This window comes from Haloferula chungangensis (genome assembly GCF_042664875.1).
In the GTDB taxonomy this organism is placed as follows: domain Bacteria; phylum Verrucomicrobiota; class Verrucomicrobiia; order Verrucomicrobiales; family Akkermansiaceae; genus Haloferula; species Haloferula chungangensis.
In genome coordinates, this window is record NZ_JBHTBS010000001.1 from 164375 (window position 1) to 183479 (window position 19105).

Consider the following 19105-nt stretch of genomic DNA (forward strand, 5'->3'; position numbering starts at 1 on the left):
TCTAACCATTTGATGAACTTATTTGATCTCAGCGGAAAAACGGCACTCGTTACGGGTGCGAGTCGTGGACTTGGGAAGCAATTCAGTCTGGCGCTGGCTCGGGCGGGGGCGGATCTGGTGATCACGGCGCGGGATGTGAATGATCTGGCGGAGACGGCGGCGGAGGTCGAGGCGCTTGGTCGGAAGGTGCACATGGTTTCGCTCGAAGTGCGCGATCATGAGAGCATCAAGAAAGCCATCGAAACTGCGTGGAGTGCGGCGGGTAAGATCGACATCCTCGTGAACAATGCGGGCTGCAATGTTCGCAAGCCGGCGGCGGATGTGACTTGGGAGGATTGGAACACGGTGCTGGATACGAATCTTCGCGGGGTGTTTTTTGTCGCTCAGGAAGTCGGGCGGCAGATGGTCGAGCGTGGCTACGGACGGATCATCAATATTGGTTCGGTAACCTGCGTGAGTGGTTACGCGGGACTCGGACCCTATGGGGCGAGTCGGGGTGGGACGAAGCAGTTGACGATGAGTCTGGCGGATGACTGGGGGCCGCACGGAGTGACGGTGAATTGTCTGGCTCCGGGATGGTTCAAGACGCGACAGAATGCGGTGATGTATGAGGATGTGGAGTGGGTGAGTTCGCTGTGTGAGCGGATTCCGCTGCGTCGTCCGGGAGCCTCGGGTGATCTGGATGGGCCGGTGGTATTTCTGGCTTCGGATGCGAGTGGCTACATTACCGGGCAGACCTTGCTGGTGGATGGAGGGATCTCGGTGGGATCAGTGAAGGCGGTGCCGGGAAGCAGAGCATGATATCGGCATTGCGTGGGGCGTGCGGGCTGCTAGAAGTCGGGCGTGGCAGCGCAGAGTGACGTCAGGGCCGTTCTTCAGTATGTTCCCCAGTTCAAGGGGAAGACCTTTGTCGTGCTGATTGAGGCCGGGCTATTGCCGGAGCCGGCGGTGGCCGAAACCTTGCTGGATCTGGCGACCTTGGAAGATGTTGGCGTGAAGCTGGTGCTCGGGGTGCTCGGGGGGGATTTGAAGGACCTCTACGACTGGACGCTCGAATGTGAGATCAAGGCAGCGCGGCTATCAAGGCCACTCGGTGACCCGCAGGCGGTGAAGGAGGCCCAGGCGATTCTGGCGCGGGGGCAGACGGTGGTGGCGGATGCTTCATCGAATGATCCACTCGACCCTCAGGTGGTGGAGTTCGCGCTCGGAATGGGGGCGGTGAAACTGATCGCGCTTCTGGAGCAGGCAATTCTGATCGATGGTGAGCCGGTGCCCGCTGTTAGAGCGGCGGATGCGGTGGAGCTTGCGGATTCGGGATCGGTGACGGGTGGCAACTTGTTGAAGTCGGCAGCAGAAGCTTGCCGTCGCGGCGTTCCCCGGGTGCACGTGCTCAACGGGCGTCGGCAGGGGGTGCTGGTCGATGAGTTGTTCTCCAACGAAGGGGTGGGAACGATGGTTCACGCCGACTCGTATCGCGAGATCCGCCCGCTGCGTGAGGAGGATATTCCCGAGCTGTTAGGTATGATCGGTCGTTCGGTGCGACGGACGAAACTGGTGCCGCGGAACTACGAGGACATCCTGGAAAAGATCGGCGATTATCATGTGATGGCGATCGATGACAACGTGGTTGGTTGCGTGGCGCTGCACGAGTATCCGGAAGACGAAACGGCTGAGGTGGCCTGTCTGTACGTGAAGCTCTCGCACGAAGCGCGCGGCTATGGTGCGGATCTCGTCAGGTATGCCGAAGAGATCGCGGTTTCAAAAGGCATCGGCAAGTTGTTTGCCCTGACCAACCGGGCGGCGGACTTTTTCCGGGAGCGGATGGCGTATGTGGAGAAGGGGAAGGAGATCCTTCCTGCGAGCCGTCGCAAACAACTCGAAGACAGCGGTCGGGGTTCATTGGTTTTTGAGAAGGTTTTCGGGCAAGACTGTAGTGGGGGGTGACAAACCCTCGCACCTGATTCGTTTCTAGGTTGCGTTGAGCGGAGATCGGTCGAGTATGGGAACTAACAAATCCCATGAAACTGAAATTCTGCGGTGCTGCCGGCACGACGACGGGTTCCCAGCATCTGCTGGAAGTGAACGGAAAGAAGATCCTGCTCGATTGCGGGCTCTACCAAGGACGCCGTCAGGATGCCTACCAGGTGAACTGCTGTTTTCCCCACTTTGATCCTCAGGAAATCGATGTGGTGGTGCTTTCCCATGCGCACATCGATCACAGTGGCAATCTTCCGAACCTGACGAAGAGTGGTTTCACGGGAAATATCCACGCGACATTCGCGACCCGCGATCTGTGCACGATCATGCTGGCTGACAGTGCCCACATTCAGGAATACGACGTCCAGTGGCTGAACAAGAGGTTGCTGAAGGAAGGAAAGCCTCCGGTGGAGCCGCTCTACCGCAAGGAGGATGCCGAGCGCTGTCTGAGGCAGTTCGTGACCTCGGGCTACGACCGTCCGATGCTGATTTCTGATGGGGTGACGATGACATTTTTCGATGCCGGCCACATTCTCGGGGCGGCGCAGGTGCTTCTGGAAATCGAGGACAAGGAGGACGGCGGGAAGAGGAAACGTCTGCTGTTCTCCGGTGACATCGGGCGTGGAGATAATGAAGTGCTCAATAATCCGGTGGCCGTGGAGGATGTCGATTATCTGCTGATGGAATCGACTTACGGGGGGCGTGAACATGAACTGCCGACGGGTGCGCTGGACGAGGTGGCGGAGGTGTTAGATCGCTCCTTGAAGCGCGGTGGCAAGGTGCTGATTCCGGCCTTTGCCGTCGAGCGGACCCAGCAGATTCTCTATGTGCTCAACCGTCTTTTCGAAGAGGGAAAGTTGCCAAAGGTGCCTGTCTATGTGGACAGTCCGCTGGCAGTGGGGGCGACGGAGATCTTTCGCCTGCACCCGGAGTGCTTCAATCAAGAGGTTTATGATTTCCTCTTTGAGGAAGGCAAGGATCCCTTCCTGTTTGAAGGGCTTAGGTTGATACGTGCGGTCAATGAGTCGAAGAAGCTCAATGAAAAGCACGAGCAATGCATCATCATCTCGGCATCCGGAATGTGTGAGGCGGGACGGATCCGGCATCACCTGAAGAATGGAATCGAGAACCCGAGAAATACGATCTTCTTTGTCGGCTACTGTGCGGACAATACGCTGGGACGATTCATCCGCGATGGCAACGAGGTGGTGAATATTTTCGGCAAGCCGTTCAAGGTGAAGGCGGCGGTCGAGATCGTGGATTCCTTCTCCGGCCACGCGGATCACTCGGAGCTTCTGGACTACTTTCAGGCGATGACGGGACCGAAGAAAAAGGTCTGGCTGGTGCATGGGGAACCGACCCGATCGGAGGCACTCTGCGGTGCCCTGAGGGCCATTCACAAGGGCGATGTGGAAGTGGCGGAACTGGGGAAAATCGTGGAATTCTGAAGCTTCGGGCGGCTGGAAAGTCCTCCTTCGGAGCACTCCGCTCACTCCGGGCTTGCATGGCGCGCAGGATTTGCCTAATTCCTGCGCCCCGCCTTACGGCAACGCGCGGTTAGCTCAGTGGTAGAGCACATCGTTCACACCGATGGGGTCACTGGTTCGAACCCAGTACCGCGCACCATCTTCACAAATGACTGATGGAGAATGGGGAGAGGCTTCTGGGATCCTGCCTATTTGCAAAGCTGTCCCCTGAACGGTCTGCTACAGGGAAACTCAGGCGATTGGCAGATGATGCTGGGCGGTGCGTACTGAGGAATCGGGTTTGCGGTCGTCATCCGGCTTTGATTGACTGGCAGCATCATGAGTGAGGCCATACGTCCGGTGATCTATCAGGTGCTGCCGCGCCTGTTCGGAAATACGAATGAAACCCGAAAGCACGGCGGAACGATCGAGGAGAATGGCTGCGGAAAGTTTGCCGATTTCAATGATCGGGCGCTGGGCGAACTGAAGAAGTTCGGGGTGACGCACCTGTGGCTCACTGGAGTTCATGAGCAGGCGAGTGGGACGGCCTATCCGGGGCGGCCGGCGGACCCGGCCGATATCTTGAAGGGCAAGGCGGGAAGCCCGTATGCGATCCGGGATTACTTCGATGTGTGTCCGGATTACGCGGTGGATCCAGCGAAGCGGATCGATGAGTTCAAGGCCTTGCTTGAGCGCTGTGAAGCGCATGGCCTGAAGGTGGTGATCGACTTCGTGCCGAACCATGTCGCGCGCAGCTACGCATCGGACGTGCGACCGGAACTGAGTTTCGGTAACGACGACGATCCTGCGTGCTTTTTCAAGTGGGACAACAACTTCTTCTACGTCCAGGAAGGCCAGGCAGAGGGTGGGCCGCCCTTGAAGTTGCCAACATCGGGGATGGAGGGATGCAGTGGTTTGTTCGAAGCGGAGACCGAGTTCGTGCGGGTGACGGGCAATAACTCGATCCGTTTTTCACCGGGCATCCATGACTGGTATGAGACGGTGAAGCTGAACTACGGACACGATTTCACGCAGGGTCGGGACACCTCGAGCCTGCCGGGGCCCTCGGCGAAACCCGACGAGGTGCCGGATACCTGGCGGAAAATGGATGAGGTGTTTGCCCACTGGCAGGCGATGGGAGTGGCGGGGTTCCGCGTGGACATGGCGCACATGGTGCCGATGGAGTTCTGGAAGTGGATGATCACGCGGGCTCGTGAGCGGGACGCGGAGACTTACATTTTCGGCGAAGCCTATGATGGCGACCCGGCGAAGCTGACCGAGGGAAATGTGTTGGATGCCCTGCTCGATGCGGGCTTCGATGCCGTTTACGATGATCCGGTTTATGATGCCTGCATGGGGCTCTATGATGATTTCGCGGGCGGCTACAAGTGGGCGAACGATCTCGATGGCTTGACGTTTACCGGCGATCGCTTTCATGCCTCGCTGCGCTATGCCGAGAACCATGACGAAGTGCGTCTGGCGACTCCGCGGGAGTGGGCGGCGCTGGGGATGATGGTGGGCCGGCCGGTGAGTGCGGTGATGTTCGGAATGGGGCGTGGGCCGGTGATGATCTATCACGGACAAGAAGTCGGTGAACCAGCGAACGGTGCCGAAGGCTTCGCGGGTGATGATGGACGCACCTCGATTTTCGACTACTGGGCGATGCCGGAGTTTCAAAAATGGGTGAATGGCGGGAAATTCGATGGCGGGCGCCTGTCGGATGAGCAGAAGGAACTCCGCGGGTGGTACGCGAAGTTGTTAGAAGGGGTGAAGCAGCCGGCTTTCACTAAGGGTGACTTCTATGGGCTGAATCATGCCAACAAGGAGAATCCGGCATTTGGTCGGGTCGACGGTGAGTCAGTGAGTGGTCACTGGCTCTATGCCTACCTGCGTCGCGATCAGGATTCGGGGCAGGCATTTCTCGTGGTGGCGAATTTTCACGGTAGCCGGACGCTTGAAGGCGTGCGGGTGGTCATCCCTGAGGATGCCCTGCGCTGGCTGGGTGCTTCGAAAGCAGAGCTCGGATTCAACGAGCGATTGGTGGACGAGTGGAACACGTCAGTTCCCGTAGAAAGCCTAACAGGGGAAGGAGTGAATCTACCAAGTCTCCAGCCTTTGTCGGCGAGGATGATGGAGATCGGGTAGGCTGGTTAGCGCATGACGGACTTACAAAGTCCGTCTCCGTATTACTCGATCACGAGGAGCAGGGCCCGGTGGTCGCTGGCGTCGCTCCAGGATTCGCTATCGAGGACACGGCAGTCATCCCAGGCGATTTTCGAAACGAGGGGCGGCGACATGAGGATGTAGTCGAAACGGGAGTAGACATCCTGGTATGACCAGAAGTGAGTCCAGGATTCTCCGCGTGAGTCGCGGAGGTAGGCCATTTTGAGCGAGGTTGGGCCGTTGCGCGGGCCCTGGATGGTGCGCAGGGCGGAAGCCTGACGGGTGTCATTCATGTCACCGTAGACGATCAATTGAGTGTCCGGCTGGTCGGAGAGGATGCGATCGGCTTCGCGGCGGAGGAGGTGGGCTTCGGCGCGCCGCATCATTTCCTGATCGCCGTCGGGAATCTCGCGCTTGGACTTCAGGTGGACACCGAGGAAACGAAGTTCGCCTGCGGGAGAGTCGACCGTCGCATCGAGGATGCCTCGGCTCATGCCGCGTTCGCGATCTCCGAGTTTGTAGGTGAGGTCCTTGGGGACGCGGCTCGCGGTGATCGGAAAGCGGGACAGCAAGGCAAGGCGGCGGGTGTCGTCGACACCACCGGAGTGGAAACGGTGGGGCAGGTCGATGCCGACGTTCCTGAGATCATTCTGAAGATCGGCGAGGTCATCCTTGGTGCCGATTTCACAAACGCCCAGAATGTCGGGCTGGGCTTCCTTGAGAATCTCGATGATGGCTTGGCGCTCATCCTCGGGCTTGGGAGTGGAGCCGACCGGCTTGCGGTCGACGTAGCGATCCATGGTCAGCCAGTTCTTGAGGTTGTAGGCGACGAAACGAAGCGAACCTGTCGTGGTTTCCTTGGGACTTGCCGCGCGTGCGCCATCCTCCTTCTTGGGATCCGCCCCCTGGACTTCGGCTTCCTTCGCCTCGGTTTCGACCGCGACGGTCTGACCTTCCCAGGGTGGGGTGCTGCTCTTCTTTTCACATCCGGAAAGGGTGAGCAGGGCGGGCAAAAGAAACGCCCCGAGGAATCTCGGAGCGTTGCGGGGGAAGATGCCGAAGCGCATGTCTCAGATTTCGCGGGGTTCCTTACCGGCGACTTCCTTGATTTTCACATCGTCGTCCTTCTTGGTGACTTCGTCCGCTGAGCGAGTGATTTCGTGTTCGAACTCTTCGCGCGCTTTCTTGAACTCACCCATGCTCTTGCCGAGGCCGCGTGCGAGTTCTGGAATTTTCTTGGCTCCAAAGAGGAGAAGAATGATCACGAAGATCGCTATCATTTCAGGGCCGCCGAGATTCATAAAAGCTAGGATTGGATTCATGGAGAGAGGCTAGGTCCGTTGACCGGGCTTAGCAACGGGAATAACGGCAGCGGAAAGGCGGATTTGTCACGAATCGGCCGATTTCTGACGGGAAATTGGAGAATATTCGACTTGGCGGATGGTTTCTGCCGTCACTGGATGAGGCCGTGCGCTTGCCAGTTCATGAGATTGAGGAGGATTTACGGGCTGCGGTGGCTTCTGAGGGCGCGCGGGTGCTGCTGAAGGCTCCGACGGGTTCAGGGAAATCGACGGCGGTTCCGGGAATGTTGCGGGATGCGGGGCTGGAGGGTCGGATTCTGGTGATCGAGCCGCGGCGCATGGCGGCACGCATGTTGGCGGGTTGGGTGGCTCGACAGAGGGGGGGAACCGTCGGTGCCGAGGTCGGGTATGCGGTGAGATTCGATTCGCGCTATGGTCGCGAAACAAAGGTCATTTATCTGACCGATGGCTTGTTTCAAAGGTGGCTTCAGGACGACCCGGAGCTGAGTGGGGTGTCGGCGGTGGTTTTTGATGAATTTCACGAGCGCAGGCTGGCGGTGGATGTGGCATTGGGGCGCTGCCTGGATTTGCAGGAAAGCGCCCGCCCGGATCTGCGGGTGGTGGTGATGTCGGCAACGCTGGAGACGGGTGGACTTGCGAAGTTTCTGGAACCTGCAGTTCTGTTGGAAGCAGGGGGGCGGACCTTCCCGGTAGAGATTTCCTATCGGGCGTCAAAACCCGTGAGGGACCGCAGCGGACGGATGGCGGAGGCGCCGGTCTGGGAGCAGGTGGCGGCAGCCTGTCGGGAGGCTCTAACAGATCCTGATTGTGGCGACGTGCTTTGTTTCCTGCCGGGGACACACGAGATCCGTCGGACGGTGGAGTTGTTAGAAAATGCGGGCTGGGCGAGGGAACGTCAGGTGTTCCCCTTGTATTCGGGATTGCCACCGGCGGCGCAGGAGGCGGCGGTGGGACCTTGCAGACGGGGGAAGATCATTGTTTCGACGAATGTGGCTGAGACGTCGCTGACGATCGATGGGGTGAGGACGGTGATCGACGCGGGCCTGGCGCGGGTGTCGGGCTTTGATCCGAGGCGCGGGATTTCGACGCTGCTGGTGCAGAAAATCTCGCGAGCGGCAGCGGATCAGCGCGCCGGCCGGGCGGGACGAACCGCGGCGGGACGTTGCATCCGACTGTGGAGTGAAAGCGAGCATGCGCGGCGCGAAGGCTTCGAAGTGCCCGAGGTGCGTCGGGTGGATTTGTCGGAGGTGGTGCTGCTGTTGCTGGCTTGCGGGGTCGAGGACGTCGCGGAGTTCCGCTGGTTGGAGACACCTTCGAAAGAGGGTTTGGAGCGGGCGCTTGGCTTGCTGCATGACCTTGGAGCCACTGATGCGGAGGGGAACATCACCGAGGAAGGAAAGGCGATGGCGGCGCTGCCTCTGGAACCGAGGTTTGCGCGGCTGATGATGGCGGGTGTCGAGCAGGGCTGCGTTTCCGAGATGGCCTTTGTTTGTGCGGCAGTGCAGGGCGAGGGGATCTGGGCTTCGCGAAAAGGAGGTGGGGGTGAGTTTGTTAGAAAGGACGACTTCACGGACTTTCAGGCGGAGTGGCGGGGCTTTGATGCCGCGGCGGGAATGAATTTTGATCCGAGGAGGGTGAGCCAGTTCGGCGTGCGTGGTCGCGGGTCGCGAGAGCTGGCGCAGGGTTTCGAGAGGCTGTTGAACCTGGCGTCGAAGCGAGGCTGGCCGACCGAGGCGGTGGATTTTTCCGCGAGGCGGGAGGCGGTGGGGCACGCGATGCTGGCGGGCTTCAGCGACCGCCTGGGAGTTAAAGTCGGGGAGGCGACCTTGGCGTGTCGATTGGTCGGAAAGCGCAAAGGCAAGCTCGATGATCAAAGCGCGGCAAAGCGCTCGGCGGCATTCGTGGCGGCGGAAATCACCGAAGTGGAGGGGCGTGAGGTGGTGACCTATCTGAAGAGGGCCACGGCGGTGGAGCTGGCTTGGCTCCGCGAGATTTTTCCGGAAGACTTCAAGGAGGTCGATGGCGCCGCCTGGGACGAGTCGCGACGTCGCGTGGTGGCGCGCCGGGAGCTGCGCTTCAGGGACCTGGTGCTGGAGTCGAAAGACAGCGATCAGGGAGTGAATCTGGATGCGGCGGCGGAGGAACTGGCGAGGCGGGTTCTGGGGGGCGAGCTGGTTCTGAAAAAGTGGGATGCGGCGGTGGAGCAGTGGTGCGCAAGGCTGGCCTGCCTGAGCGAGTGGATGCCGGAGATGGAAATGCCATGTTGGGGGGATGACGACAAGGCGGCCGCCGTGGCGCAGATTTGTCATGGCGCGACGAGCTACAAGGAGATCAAGGACGCAGCGGTGTGGCCGGTTTTGAAGGAGTGGCTGAGCGTTCCGCAGCGGGCGGTGCTGGACAGCTATGCACCGGAGCGTCTGGATCTCGTGAATGGTCGCTCAGCCAAGGTGACGTACGAGTATGGCAAGGACCCGTGGATTGGATTGCGGGTGAGGGATTTGTTCGGAGTTTGGGAAACGCCGACGATTGCAGGGGGAAAGGTGCCGGTGCTGGTCCACGTGCAGGCACCCAATCAGCGGGCCTGGCAAATGACCAAGGATCTGGAGAGCTTTTGGCGCAGCGGCTACTCGCAGATGCGGAAAGATCTGGCGGGACGCTACCCGAAGCACCCCTGGCCGGAAGACCCGCGCGGTGAGAAGTGAGAAGTTCTACTGGTCCCACGAACCCTTCATTTGGAACTTGGCACTTGGAACTTGAACCTTCCAAGCTCTGGCGTGCCCCGTTTACTCATTGTCCTCTCGCTTCTCGTGCTGATTGCGGCGTGGGTGGCACGCTGGTGGTTTTGGAAGCGGGTTCGCGACAAGGGACGTCGCGTGGGATGCTCGATGTCGGTGTCCGAGCTTTGTGATAAGCTCGGACAACCCCGGAAAAAGCCGAATGATGTCAAGGATGCAGCGGCTTTGGGCAGTGCACTGAGGGACTGTGGCCTGCGTTTGTTAGAAAGGGACGGGCTGGTGTTGGCCAAGCAACGGCGCACCGGTTGGTGGAGCTTGAAGATTCTGCCCGTGCTCGTGGGCATCATCTTCGTGTTCTCATTGATCTTTCAGCGGGTGGCACCGTCCTGGATCCTCGCCGTGGGACTGCTGATCATTGCGCTGCATGTGCTGCTGCGAGTCAGCGGACTGGGGATTGAACTGAAGGCGGTGAGACGCGGGCTCGATGAGTTAGGAAAAAAAGGCGGCTTCCGCCGGATCAGTGAGGAAGAGGCGGTCGTCGATTGCGCGAAGGCGAGTGTCTGGGAGACGATTTTGCCTTGGTAGGGAGGTTCTGAGTTTATTCGGAACCGAAGATACTGCAGAAATTTGAAAGTAGTTGCGGCCTCGCTTCTACCTCAATTTCAAAGCTGTCGATCAATGCCAGGGCGATCAAGCTAGGGAAGGAATTGGACCAGGATGGTCTTCAGTGCTCATGGCTTGATGATCTCGCACACGAGCTTGAATGGGAGAAGGAAACTTGGGGGCGACGGGTGGCTACGACACACCCAGATATTCCTTCACTTCCTCCAGTGTGCGCGTGTTGAGGACGTCCTGTTTGCGGAGCCAGCCTTTGCGGGCGATGTTGGCACCGAAGCGGAGGAACTGGAGTTGGCTGGGATGGTGGGCGTCGGGATTGATGGAGGTGAGCACCCCCTTGTCGCGGGCCTTGTGCCACCAGCGCCAATCCATGTCGAAGCGCTTCGGGTTGCAGTTCAGCTCGATGATGGTGCCGGTGCGGGCGGCGGCGTCGATGATCTTGTCGTGGTTGACCGCGTAAGCATCGCGACGAAGCAGGATGCGACCTGTCAGGTGGCCAATCATGGTGACGTGTTCGTTCTCCATGGCCCGGATGATGCGCTTGGTCATGTCGTCTTCGCTCAGGGAAAAGGCGTTGTGGACGGACGCGACGCAGTAGTCGAGCTGGGCGAGGATCTCATCGTTGAAATCGAGAGAACCGTCCTTGAGGATATCGACTTCCGAGCCGGCGAAGATGTGAAGTTCATCGCCGTGGCTTTCGTTCCAGGCGCGGATCTTGTCGACCTGACGGAGGAGGCGGTCGGGGTGGAGTCCGTTGGCCTGAGGGGAGGATTTCGAGTGATCGGCGATGCCAAGGTAGCGCAGACCGAGCTCGATGGCGGCCTGGGCCATTTCCTCCAGGGTGGCTTTGCCGTCGGATTCGGTGGTGTGGTTGTGGAAGGTGCCGCGCAGGTTCTCCCAGCTGACGAGTTGGGGAAGTTCTCCAGCATCGGCGGCTTCGATCTCGCCGCGGTTCTCGCGCAGTTCAGGTTCCACGTAGTCGAGGCCGAGGGCTTTGTAGATGTCGCGCTCGTCATGGACATCGGGGAGCTCACCCTTGCCGGTGAAGCCGTATTCGTTGAGCGAGAGGCCCTTTTTCAAGGCGCGGGAACGGACCGCGACGTTGTGCTCCTTCGAGCCGGTGAAGTATTGGAGCGCGAAGGGGAACTGGGCGTTGGAGACGGCCCGGAGGTCACACTGAAGCCCGTTCTCGAGGCGAATCGAGCACTTGGTGTCGCCCAGAACGATGATCTCGTGGGCGAGATCGAGCTTGGAAAAGTAATCAGTGAGCTCGGCCGGCTTGTTGGTGGCGACAATGAAGTCGAGGTCGCCGACGGTTTCCTTGGAACGACGCAGGGAGCCGGCGTACTGCGCACGTAGTACTTCGGGGTGGGCGCGGAGCTGGTCGAGGATTTCTTCGGCGATGGGAGCGGCGACGACGAGGCTGAAGCGATCGGCGAAGGTTTCGCGTCGAGCGATGGACTCGAGAATCTTCTGCTCGGTCTTTTTGCCGAAGCCGGAGAGTGCAGCGACCTTGTTTTCCTCGCAGGCGGTTTTCAGTGCCGCGATCGAGTCGATGCCGAGTTCCTTGTGTAGGGCTCCGACTTTCTTCGGTCCGATGCCTTCGAGGTCGAAGAGATCGAAGAAGGAATCAGGGTAGTTGCCCCGGAGTTTTTCGTGGAACTCAAGTTTGCCGGTGGTGGCGAGTTCGTGGAGTTTCTGTTGGAGGGCTTCACCGATGCCCTTGATGTTGCCGAGCTCGTTGGCTTTCGCGAGAGCGAGGATGTCTTCGTCGTGAGTGCGGACGATCTCCGCGCCATTGCGGTAGGCGCGGGTTTTGAAAGGGTTGGCTCCTTCGACTTCAAGGAGCAGGGCGATCTCGTCGAGGACGGCGGCGAGGGATTCGCGGGTGGCTTCGGGCATGCGGGGATTGAAACGCAACGTGAAGGAGGCGCAAGGGATTATGGGGGCAGAATAGTGGATGGGCTCTGCGGGCCTTGGAGAACAGGTGTCAGGATCCGGAGGTCGGGCAGACAACCGACGCGGTCGCGGCCCATGCCTCCTGCCTTTCTAGCCCCAGAATCCTGTTCCCCCAAGCCCGACTGACGGATGACAGGTTCCTCACCATTGGAGGAGCCGACTAGAGTCGGCGGTCCGTTTGAGCTTTCAGTCCAGCAGCAGATCGGCGACGACCATGCGGTGGTCCGATTTCCGGGTGGTGACGGCGCGGCACCGGACAGGGGTGAATTGCCGGGTGACGTGGATGCGGTCGAGACGGAGGATCGGGATTCGGCGTTGGAAGGTGTTGCCCCAGCCGGTGCCTGCGACACGGAAAGCGTCATCGAAATGAGCTTCCATGAGCCGCTGGATGGGATCGCTGGGAGGGGCGTTGAAGTCGCCAGCGAAGATCACGGGCTGGGCGCCGGGGAAGGTGGTGGTCTCTTCGAGAATCTTGAGGGCCACGGCGATTTCAAGTTGGCGTCGCTTGCGGTTGTCGCGGTGGTCCCGCCAGCATTGTTTTTGCCAGAGGCGGAGATTGGTGGAGGCGGACGATAGGTGGACGTTGGCCACCTCGATGTCTCCCTTCGTGGGGTGCTCGATGGTGACGTTGTGATTGAAGTAAAGAAACTTGGGGTCCGGGTTGCGGACTTCTCTTTTGATCTTCCAGCGGGTGACGATGCCATTGAGGGCGAAGGCACGATAGTCACCGTGACCTCCATAAAGACGATCGGCGATTTTTTTGACATGGATCGCGCTGACTTCCTGAAGAATGACGATGTCAGGTTCCCAGACGGCAATGTCGTCGGATGGATCCCCGAAGCGAAACATCGAAGAGTTCAGGGTGATGACCCGGATGGGCTGGACGCCATCGATGGCGGCAGGAGTACCGCGATGGGGAGGGCTTTTTGTCAGGTTGCCGATGACCCGGGCTTCGTCCGATCCGAGCAGGGTCGTCAGGACCCAGAGGGCGGTGACAGCGAGTGGTAGGGGCGCGCGTAAAACGTAGGTCGCGATGGATGAGAGAATGACCCCAAGGGCTCCCCAAACCCAAATGGGCATGACGGTAAAGGCGGCGAGCTTGTCGGGCTGACGAGCGAAGGCGAAGACCGTGAGGAGGTGCAGTGCCACTGACAGCCCGATGAGCAACCAGGCGGCACGGCGGCTCAACGGGGTGGTGCGCATAGGCCGCAGTGGCGGGATTTCCAATACTCAGTTTTCCAAGGCCAAGTGGAGTTGGCACTTGGAGGCCCCTCGGGAATCACATTCCGGGGATGCCAAGGCCGCCAGTAAGGCCTTTCATTTCCTTGGCGGTGGCTTCCTTTCCTTTGGCAATGGCTTCCTGGACGCCCTTGAGGACGAGGTCTTCGAGGAACTCAACGTCTTCGGGATCGACGACGGCAGGATCGATGCGGATGGATTTGACGTCGCCGGCACCATTGGCGATGACGGTGACTTTTCCGCCGCCGACGGAGGATTCGAAGTCGGTGTTGGCGAGCTGTTCCTGTTTGGCGAGCATTCCGGCCTGCATCTGCTGGGCCTGCTTCATCATTTTCTGAATGTTCATATCGTTGTTGGTGAAAAAAGGGGGTTAGTTGATTGGGGTGGAGTTGGTGAACTGATGGACTGAATTTCCAATTCTCAATTTTCCAATGCTAAAACAGAAGTGGGGGCTGTTGCCCCGTTAGGTTATTTGAGGGTGGCTTGGAACATGACGAGGGCCTTCTGGATGAGGGGATCCTGATAGAAATCGTCTTCTTCCTGCTTTGGGGCTTCGGGCTCGGGAGTAGGCTCGGGCCTTGGTTCCTCCTGTTTGACAGGGGCAGGCGGTTCCACGGCGACGTCGGGGGCGGCATCGATGAGGGCATCGATGTCGAGAGGGCCGCTGGCTTCCTGTTTTGGAGCGGGTGTCGCGACTGGCGTCGGTGCCGCCACGGCTTCAGCGGCGGGCTCGGGTTTTGGTTCGGGAAGTTTTGACTCTTGGGGCGGGGTGCTGGGCTTGTCCGGGGGAATTGAATCCCCGCTTCTTGAAGGGAATTGATCGGCGGCGCCGGCGAGGACCTTGATGACATCGGAAATGCGGATCTCGCCGAGGGCTTGGATCGCTTTGATGAGGCCGAGCTCGAGGTGGAGCCGCTTGTTGGTGGCCCAGCGCATGCGGCCTTCGGTTTCGGCGAAGACGTCGATGACGGCGAGCATGCGGTCCGGGGAGTATCCGGAGGCGGATTCCTTCAGCGCCTTCCAGGTATCGGCGGGGATGCCTTCGGCACTGGTGGTGGCATCGAGACCGGCGATCAGCAGGGCTCGCAGGCAGCCGATGAGTTCGTTGAGAAGCTGGGAAAGCTCGCGACCCGCTTCGGCTTCGCGTTGGACGACTTCCAAAGCGCGGGGTGTCTCGCGGTCGAGCAGGGCCTTGATGAGCGAGGCGACGGTTTCACGCGAGGTGAAGCCGAAGATGTCGAGGACGTTGGCTTCGTGAATGGTATCGCCGCAAAAGGCGACGAGCTGGTCGAGCATCGACTGGGCGTCGCGCATGCCTCCGTCGGCACCCTTGGCGATGGCCCAGGCGGCGGCTTCGTCGAGGGTAATGCCTTCCTCCTTCGCGATGTGGAGCATGTGCTGGGCGATGATTTCCGCTGGAATCGGGCGGAGGTCGAAGCGCTGGCAGCGGGAAAGGATGGTGGCGAGAATCTTGTGAGGCTCGGTGGTGGCGAAGATGAACTTCACGTGCGCCGGCGGCTCTTCGAGGGTCTTCAACAGGGCGTTGAAGGCCTGATTGGTGAGCATGTGGACCTCGTCGATGTAGTAGATCTTGAACTGGCCGCGGGCGGGGGCGAAGTTGACCGTTTCGCGAATCTGGCGGATGTCGTCGACCGAGTTGTTAGACGCACCGTCGATTTCGAGGACGTCGAGCGAGCGGCCTTCAGCGATTTCGACGCAGAGGTCGTTGTCGGGATCGAAGTCGGCCATCGGGCCGCCGGGGCAGTTGAGGGCCTTGGCGAGGATCCGCGCGGTGGTGGTTTTCCCGGTGCCGCGCGGGCCGACGAAGAGGTAGGCGTGGGCGAGACGCTTCTGTTCGATGGCGTTGCGCAGCGTTTTGATGACGTGGTCCTGTCCGAGGACGTCGTCGAATGTTTTCGGGCGGTATTTCCGGGCGAAGACCTGATAGCTCACGCCCCCGAAGGTATGTAGGATTGCGCGTTTGTCAGCCCCCGGTTTTGATTCGCGGCGTGATTCCTGATTCCAACGAGAAATTGGGCCTCTATCGCGAGGCTGAGATGCGGATTTCCGGTCTGCTTGAGGGCGAAACGGACCAAGTCGCGCGGATGGCCGGCGCGGTGGCGGTGCTGCACGGAACGATGCCGCATTTCTTCTGGACCGGATTTTATCGGGTGGTCGGCGCCGGGCTGGTGATCGGGCCGTATCAGGGGACGCCGGGCTGCGCGAGGATTGGCTGGGGTCGCGGAGTCTGTGGGACGGCTTGGAAAACGGGGGAGTCTCAGGTGGTGGCGGATGTGCACGAGTTCCCGGGGCACATCGCGTGTGATGCGAGATCGGAAAGTGAGATCGTGGTGCCGGTGCGCGACCGGAGCGGCACCGTGGTCGCGGTGTTCGACGTCGATTCTGAGGAAAAGGGGGCTTTCGATGACATCGACCGGGAATGGCTGGAGCGGATCCTTGCTCGGCTTACCTGTTGAACTTCCCGCCGACGGGGCGGGCGTTGGTGGTGATTTCGGCGTCGAGCTCGGTCATGCGCTTTTGGAGCGTGGTGACTTTTTCAGGATACTTGGAGGCGAGGTTGGTGCGTTCGCCGATGTCTTTGCTGAGGTCGTAGAGTTGCACCTGGGGCTTGCCTGCTCCTTTTTTGCGAAGCAGGAGTTTCCAGTCGCCCTGGCGAAGGCCGTCGAGTTCGCCGCTGGAGGTGTAGTGGAGGAATTCGTCGCGGGGTGACTCTTCTCCGGCTGTCAGGACCTTGCTGATATCGATGCCGTCGATTTTCTTGGCGGGCTTGAGGGGCTTGCCGGTGAGACTGGCGATGGTGGGGAAGAGGTCGAGGCTGCTGGTGAGTTCGTCGGACTTTCCTCCGGCGGGGATGTGGCCGGGCCAGGAGATGATGAAGGGAACGCGCTGGCCGCCCTCGAAGGTCGTGCCCTTGCCATCGCGGAGGGGCTTGGCGGAGCCCCCGTGGTTCTTGAACTTAAGCCAAGGGCCGTTGTCGGTGGTGTAGATGATGATGGTGTCGTCTTCGAGGCCGAGCTCCTTGAGGGTTCGGGTGAGGCGTCCGGTTTCGGCATCGATGTGTTCGATCACGCACTTGTAGGCATTGGCGGGATCGGAGTCGTAGGCATCGTCGGGCACATAGAGGGGGATGTGCGGCATGCTGTGGGGGAGGTAGAGAAAGAAGGGGCGGTCTTTGTTAGAGGTGATGAATTGGATTGCCTCGTCAGTGTAGCGGCGGGTGATGGTTTGCTGGTCGACGGGGACTTCGATGATTTCCTCGTTGCGGATGAGCGGGGTGTTCCAAAGGGTGACGGCGGTTTTCTGGTCGGCCCAGAGCTCGTCGCTCGGAAGCTTCGGCCTCTTTTGATTCGCCGGATGGTTCATGTCGTTCGAGTAGGGAATCCCGAAGTAGAAATCGAAGCCGTTGGCGCGCGGAAGGAATTTGGGGAGGTGACCGAGGTGCCATTTTCCGATGCAGGCGGTGGCGTAGCCGTTGGCCTTCAGATGATCGGCAATGGTGAGTTCCTCGGGGTTCAGACCATAGGTCGATTTTGGGAAGAGGACGTGCTGGTGCATGCCAACGCGCTTCGGGTAGCAGCCGGTGAGGAGTCCGGCGCGGGAGGGTGAGCAGACGGGCGAGGGGACATGGAAGTCGGTGAGGCGCAGTCCCTTTTCCGCGAGGGCATCAATGTGGGGTGTCTTGATGGTTTCCGAGCCGAAGCAACTCAGGTCGTTGTAGCCTTGGTCGTCGGTAAAGATCAGGATGACGTTGGGGTCGCGCGCGAGGGCTGGCAGGGTGGTGAGGAAACAGAGGGCAAGGTGGAGAAAGGAGAATTTCATCGATGTGGCTCGTAGTGAAACGTCGGGGCGAAAGAGAATCTTACCGATTCGGGATGGCGGACGAAGTTGGATGTGATAAGTCAGTTAGGAAATGAGTGAACTGGACCCAAATCAAATCGAGGGGGTAAGGCAACGGAAGACTTCAAAAGGAGGATTTCCGTGGATTCGTGTGTCGATATTCCTGGTTGCGCTCGGGATCGCGGCGACGCCTTTCACGCCTCAGGGGAAGCGGGTTCTACAGAAAATCGAGCAACGTTTGAAGCCGGCGGCGGTGGCCCGGGAGATCGATGAAGAGGACATCATGCGGCAAGCGGAAGCGCGTCTGCGCGAGAAGTATGAGCAGGAACTTGCAGAGCTGAGGAAGAACGCCGAGGAGGCGAAAAAGCAGGCTGCGGCGGCGAAGAAAGCCGGTGAGCCAGAGGTTTTGCCGAGGATTGACGAGCATTCGGCGGCGACCGGTGGCGATGTGACGAAGCTGCGTTCGGGGATTCCCCTCAAGACCCAGGTAAAGGTGGAAAAGGGCGGACTGGCCTCGAAAGAGCGGGTCGATGACGGATCCTACGTCGCGGAGTACACGCTCAGCGTAAAAGTGCCGGCACCCTCGAAGACGCTTGAGGAACTCGAATCGGTGAATCCCGATTTGGGAAAACTCCTTCCGGGGCTCGGAGTGATGCTTGAGAAGGCCGAGGTCTCGAGGTGGTTTTATCAGCTCTATGACAACAAGACCCAGCGCTTGAAGAGGGACTCGACGAAGCTCACCGAGCTGCTCACGAAACACAACTTCTACGACTGCGAGACGATCCTGAACATGCGCCATCCGCAGACAAATCGCCGGGTTTTTCTGATGCAGGCGGAGATGGATGTGGTGTCCGATGGATCGGATGGAGATCGGCTTGCGACGATGCCCGACAATATTGTCAACTCGACCTACTATCAGCCGTTTACGAGCTACGGGTGGAAGAAGCAGACCAAGACGCCGAACCCGATGGTCGATGGATGGGAGAAGCGGATCGGAAATGCGAATCGTGAATTGGCGGATGCCGGGACGACGGCGGAGCGGAAGGCGTGGCTGAGGGATCGCATTGTGTATCTCAAACGGGGAATCGAAGACATGAAGTATCGCAGCTTCCTGATCGCAGAGTATGACCCCTTCATCGTGATTCCCGTGAACCTCCTGACGGCCTCGGGTGATGTGTATGCGCCGAAGGTCGGAGATTATGCCGTGGTGGTGCACGAGAAGATGCTCTATCCGGCGATTGTCGGGGATGGAGGACCGACCTTCAAGGTGGGCGAAGCATCGTTGCGGATGGCAAAGCAGTTGAATCCGAAAGCATCTCCCTACAGTCGTCCGGTGTCCGATCTAACCGTGACCTACGTTGTGTTTCCCGGAAGCCGCGAGGCGAAGAAAGGGCCGCCGAACTACGATGCCTGGCGTAGCAAGTGTGGGGAGCTGCTTGGTGAGGTCGGGGGAATCGGCGAGGGGGCGGAGCTCTATCAGTGGCAGGATTTGCTGCCGAAGAAGGAGCTGCCAGCCACCGATGATCCGGAAAGGCAGGAAACTGAGACGCCCGCTGAGCCTGATGGCGCGGTGGACGGTGGTGAGGCAGAGGGTTCCGAAGCTCCATGATTCGGAGGGAAGAACCGCGAGATGCAGATGTGCAAATCGCAAACCCAGGTGGGTATATCGCAACCGAATTTCCAGTTCCGGGTGGCAGCACTCCCGGGTCTCCATCCGCGAATCCCTTGATATAGGCGGGGAGGCCGGCCTTCTGCTCGGGCGAGGGGC

At 59.8% G+C, this 19105-nt stretch carries 15 protein-coding genes and 1 tRNA gene; 9 read left to right on the top strand and 7 right to left on the bottom strand.

Features of this window, described 5'->3' with window-relative positions; genetic code table 11:
- Positions 1 to 12 precede the first annotated feature (12 nt).
- The 5 genes from ACFQY0_RS00670 (at position 13) to ACFQY0_RS00690 (ending at position 5588) form a co-directional block, all read left to right on the top strand.
- Positions 13 to 801 carry an SDR family NAD(P)-dependent oxidoreductase gene (locus ACFQY0_RS00670; protein ID WP_379708019.1) on the top strand — a complete coding sequence of 263 codons (789 nt, stop codon included), beginning with the start codon at positions 13 to 15 and terminating at the stop codon, positions 799 to 801.
- 42 nt (positions 802 to 843) lie between these two features.
- On the top strand, positions 844 to 1944 hold the full coding sequence (locus ACFQY0_RS00675; protein WP_379708022.1) for a GNAT family N-acetyltransferase: 1101 nt from the start codon (positions 844 to 846) through the stop codon (positions 1942 to 1944).
- Positions 1945 to 2018: 74 nt separating this feature from the next.
- Positions 2019 to 3425 (top strand): MBL fold metallo-hydrolase RNA specificity domain-containing protein, encoded by a 1407-nt coding sequence (locus tag ACFQY0_RS00680; RefSeq protein ID WP_379708024.1) that lies wholly within the window; start codon positions 2019 to 2021, stop codon positions 3423 to 3425.
- Between the two features lie 103 nt (positions 3426 to 3528).
- Positions 3529 to 3603: transfer RNA gene (locus ACFQY0_RS00685), tRNA-Val, on the top strand.
- A 179-nt stretch (positions 3604 to 3782) separates the two neighbouring features.
- The gene (locus ACFQY0_RS00690) at positions 3783 to 5588 is read left to right on the top strand and encodes an alpha-amylase family glycosyl hydrolase (RefSeq protein WP_379708027.1); all 1806 of its coding nucleotides are present in this window, start codon (positions 3783 to 3785) and stop codon (positions 5586 to 5588) included.
- 41 nt (positions 5589 to 5629) lie between these two features.
- Here the strand turns inward: ACFQY0_RS00690 and ACFQY0_RS00695 are convergent, their stop codons facing one another.
- Complete coding sequence (locus ACFQY0_RS00695; RefSeq protein ID WP_379708029.1) at positions 5630 to 6673, bottom strand: endonuclease/exonuclease/phosphatase family protein; 1044 nt, start codon at positions 6671 to 6673, stop codon at positions 5630 to 5632.
- 3 nt (positions 6674 to 6676) lie between these two features.
- A complete protein-coding gene (locus tag ACFQY0_RS00700; protein ID WP_379708032.1) occupies positions 6677 to 6928 on the bottom strand; it encodes a Sec-independent protein translocase subunit TatA/TatB in 252 nt (83 codons plus the stop codon).
- Between the two features lie 95 nt (positions 6929 to 7023).
- On the opposite strand from ACFQY0_RS00700, the gene hrpB reads away from it, so the two are divergent.
- Together hrpB and ACFQY0_RS00710 are read left to right on the top strand one after the other, a co-directional pair.
- Entirely contained in the window at positions 7024 to 9630 is a 2607-nt protein-coding gene (gene hrpB / locus ACFQY0_RS00705; RefSeq protein WP_379708034.1) for an ATP-dependent helicase HrpB, read from the top strand.
- A gap of 72 nt (positions 9631 to 9702) precedes the next feature.
- The gene (locus ACFQY0_RS00710) at positions 9703 to 10248 is read left to right on the top strand and encodes a hypothetical protein (protein ID WP_379708036.1); all 546 of its coding nucleotides are present in this window, start codon (positions 9703 to 9705) and stop codon (positions 10246 to 10248) included.
- A gap of 210 nt (positions 10249 to 10458) precedes the next feature.
- On the opposite strand, the gene polX is transcribed toward ACFQY0_RS00710, so the two are convergent.
- The 4 genes from polX to dnaX all read right to left on the bottom strand — a co-directional run bounded on the left by polX (position 10459) and on the right by dnaX (position 15432).
- Positions 10459 to 12183 carry a DNA polymerase/3'-5' exonuclease PolX gene (gene polX, locus ACFQY0_RS00715; RefSeq protein ID WP_379708038.1) on the bottom strand — a complete coding sequence of 575 codons (1725 nt, stop codon included), beginning with the start codon at positions 12181 to 12183 and terminating at the stop codon, positions 10459 to 10461.
- A gap of 243 nt (positions 12184 to 12426) precedes the next feature.
- Positions 12427 to 13443 (bottom strand): endonuclease/exonuclease/phosphatase family protein, encoded by a 1017-nt coding sequence (locus tag ACFQY0_RS00720; RefSeq protein WP_379708040.1) that lies wholly within the window; start codon positions 13441 to 13443, stop codon positions 12427 to 12429.
- Positions 13444 to 13519: 76 nt separating this feature from the next.
- Positions 13520 to 13825 (bottom strand): YbaB/EbfC family nucleoid-associated protein, encoded by a 306-nt coding sequence (locus ACFQY0_RS00725; protein WP_379708042.1) that lies wholly within the window; start codon positions 13823 to 13825, stop codon positions 13520 to 13522.
- A gap of 122 nt (positions 13826 to 13947) precedes the next feature.
- On the bottom strand, positions 13948 to 15432 hold the full coding sequence (gene dnaX / locus ACFQY0_RS00730; protein ID WP_379708044.1) for a DNA polymerase III subunit gamma/tau: 1485 nt from the start codon (positions 15430 to 15432) through the stop codon (positions 13948 to 13950).
- 104 nt (positions 15433 to 15536) lie between these two features.
- On the opposite strand from dnaX, the gene ACFQY0_RS00735 reads away from it, so the two are divergent.
- Complete coding sequence (locus tag ACFQY0_RS00735; RefSeq protein ID WP_379709393.1) at positions 15537 to 15956, top strand: GAF domain-containing protein; 420 nt, start codon at positions 15537 to 15539, stop codon at positions 15954 to 15956.
- On the opposite strand, the gene ACFQY0_RS00740 is transcribed toward ACFQY0_RS00735, so the two are convergent.
- Positions 15946 to 17319, bottom strand: a complete 1374-nt coding sequence (locus ACFQY0_RS00740) for a sulfatase family protein (RefSeq protein WP_379708047.1) — start codon at positions 17317 to 17319, stop codon at positions 15946 to 15948. The two genes, ACFQY0_RS00735 and ACFQY0_RS00740, sit on opposite strands and share 11 nt — an antisense overlap.
- Before the next feature lie 169 nt (positions 17320 to 17488).
- Between ACFQY0_RS00740 and ACFQY0_RS00745 the strand changes: the two genes are divergently transcribed.
- Positions 17489 to 18946, top strand: coding sequence for a glycoside hydrolase family 75 protein (locus ACFQY0_RS00745; protein WP_379708050.1), 1458 nt, complete (start codon positions 17489 to 17491; stop codon positions 18944 to 18946).
- The last annotated feature ends 159 nt before the right edge of the window (positions 18947 to 19105 follow it).

Bases quoted from the DNA above. Each gene is read 5' to 3' on its own strand.
- polX (WP_379708038.1), bottom strand. From the start codon at position 12,183: ATGCCCGAAGCCACCCGCGAATCCCTCGCCGCCGTCCTCGACGAGATC.
- ACFQY0_RS00690 (WP_379708027.1), top strand. From the start codon at position 3,783: ATGAGTGAGGCCATACGTCCGGTGATCTATCAGGTGCTGCCGCGCCTG.
- ACFQY0_RS00670 (WP_379708019.1), top strand. From the start codon at position 13: ATGAACTTATTTGATCTCAGCGGAAAAACGGCACTCGTTACGGGTGCG.
- ACFQY0_RS00695 (WP_379708029.1), bottom strand. From the start codon at position 6,673: ATGCGCTTCGGCATCTTCCCCCGCAACGCTCCGAGATTCCTCGGGGCG.
- ACFQY0_RS00740 (WP_379708047.1), bottom strand. From the start codon at position 17,319: ATGAAATTCTCCTTTCTCCACCTTGCCCTCTGTTTCCTCACCACCCTG.
- ACFQY0_RS00735 (WP_379709393.1), top strand. From the start codon at position 15,537: ATGCGGATTTCCGGTCTGCTTGAGGGCGAAACGGACCAAGTCGCGCGG.
- ACFQY0_RS00720 (WP_379708040.1), bottom strand. From the start codon at position 13,443: ATGCGCACCACCCCGTTGAGCCGCCGTGCCGCCTGGTTGCTCATCGGG.
- ACFQY0_RS00680 (WP_379708024.1), top strand. From the start codon at position 2,019: ATGAAACTGAAATTCTGCGGTGCTGCCGGCACGACGACGGGTTCCCAG.
- ACFQY0_RS00700 (WP_379708032.1), bottom strand. From the start codon at position 6,928: ATGAATCCAATCCTAGCTTTTATGAATCTCGGCGGCCCTGAAATGATA.
- ACFQY0_RS00725 (WP_379708042.1), bottom strand. From the start codon at position 13,825: ATGAACATTCAGAAAATGATGAAGCAGGCCCAGCAGATGCAGGCCGGA.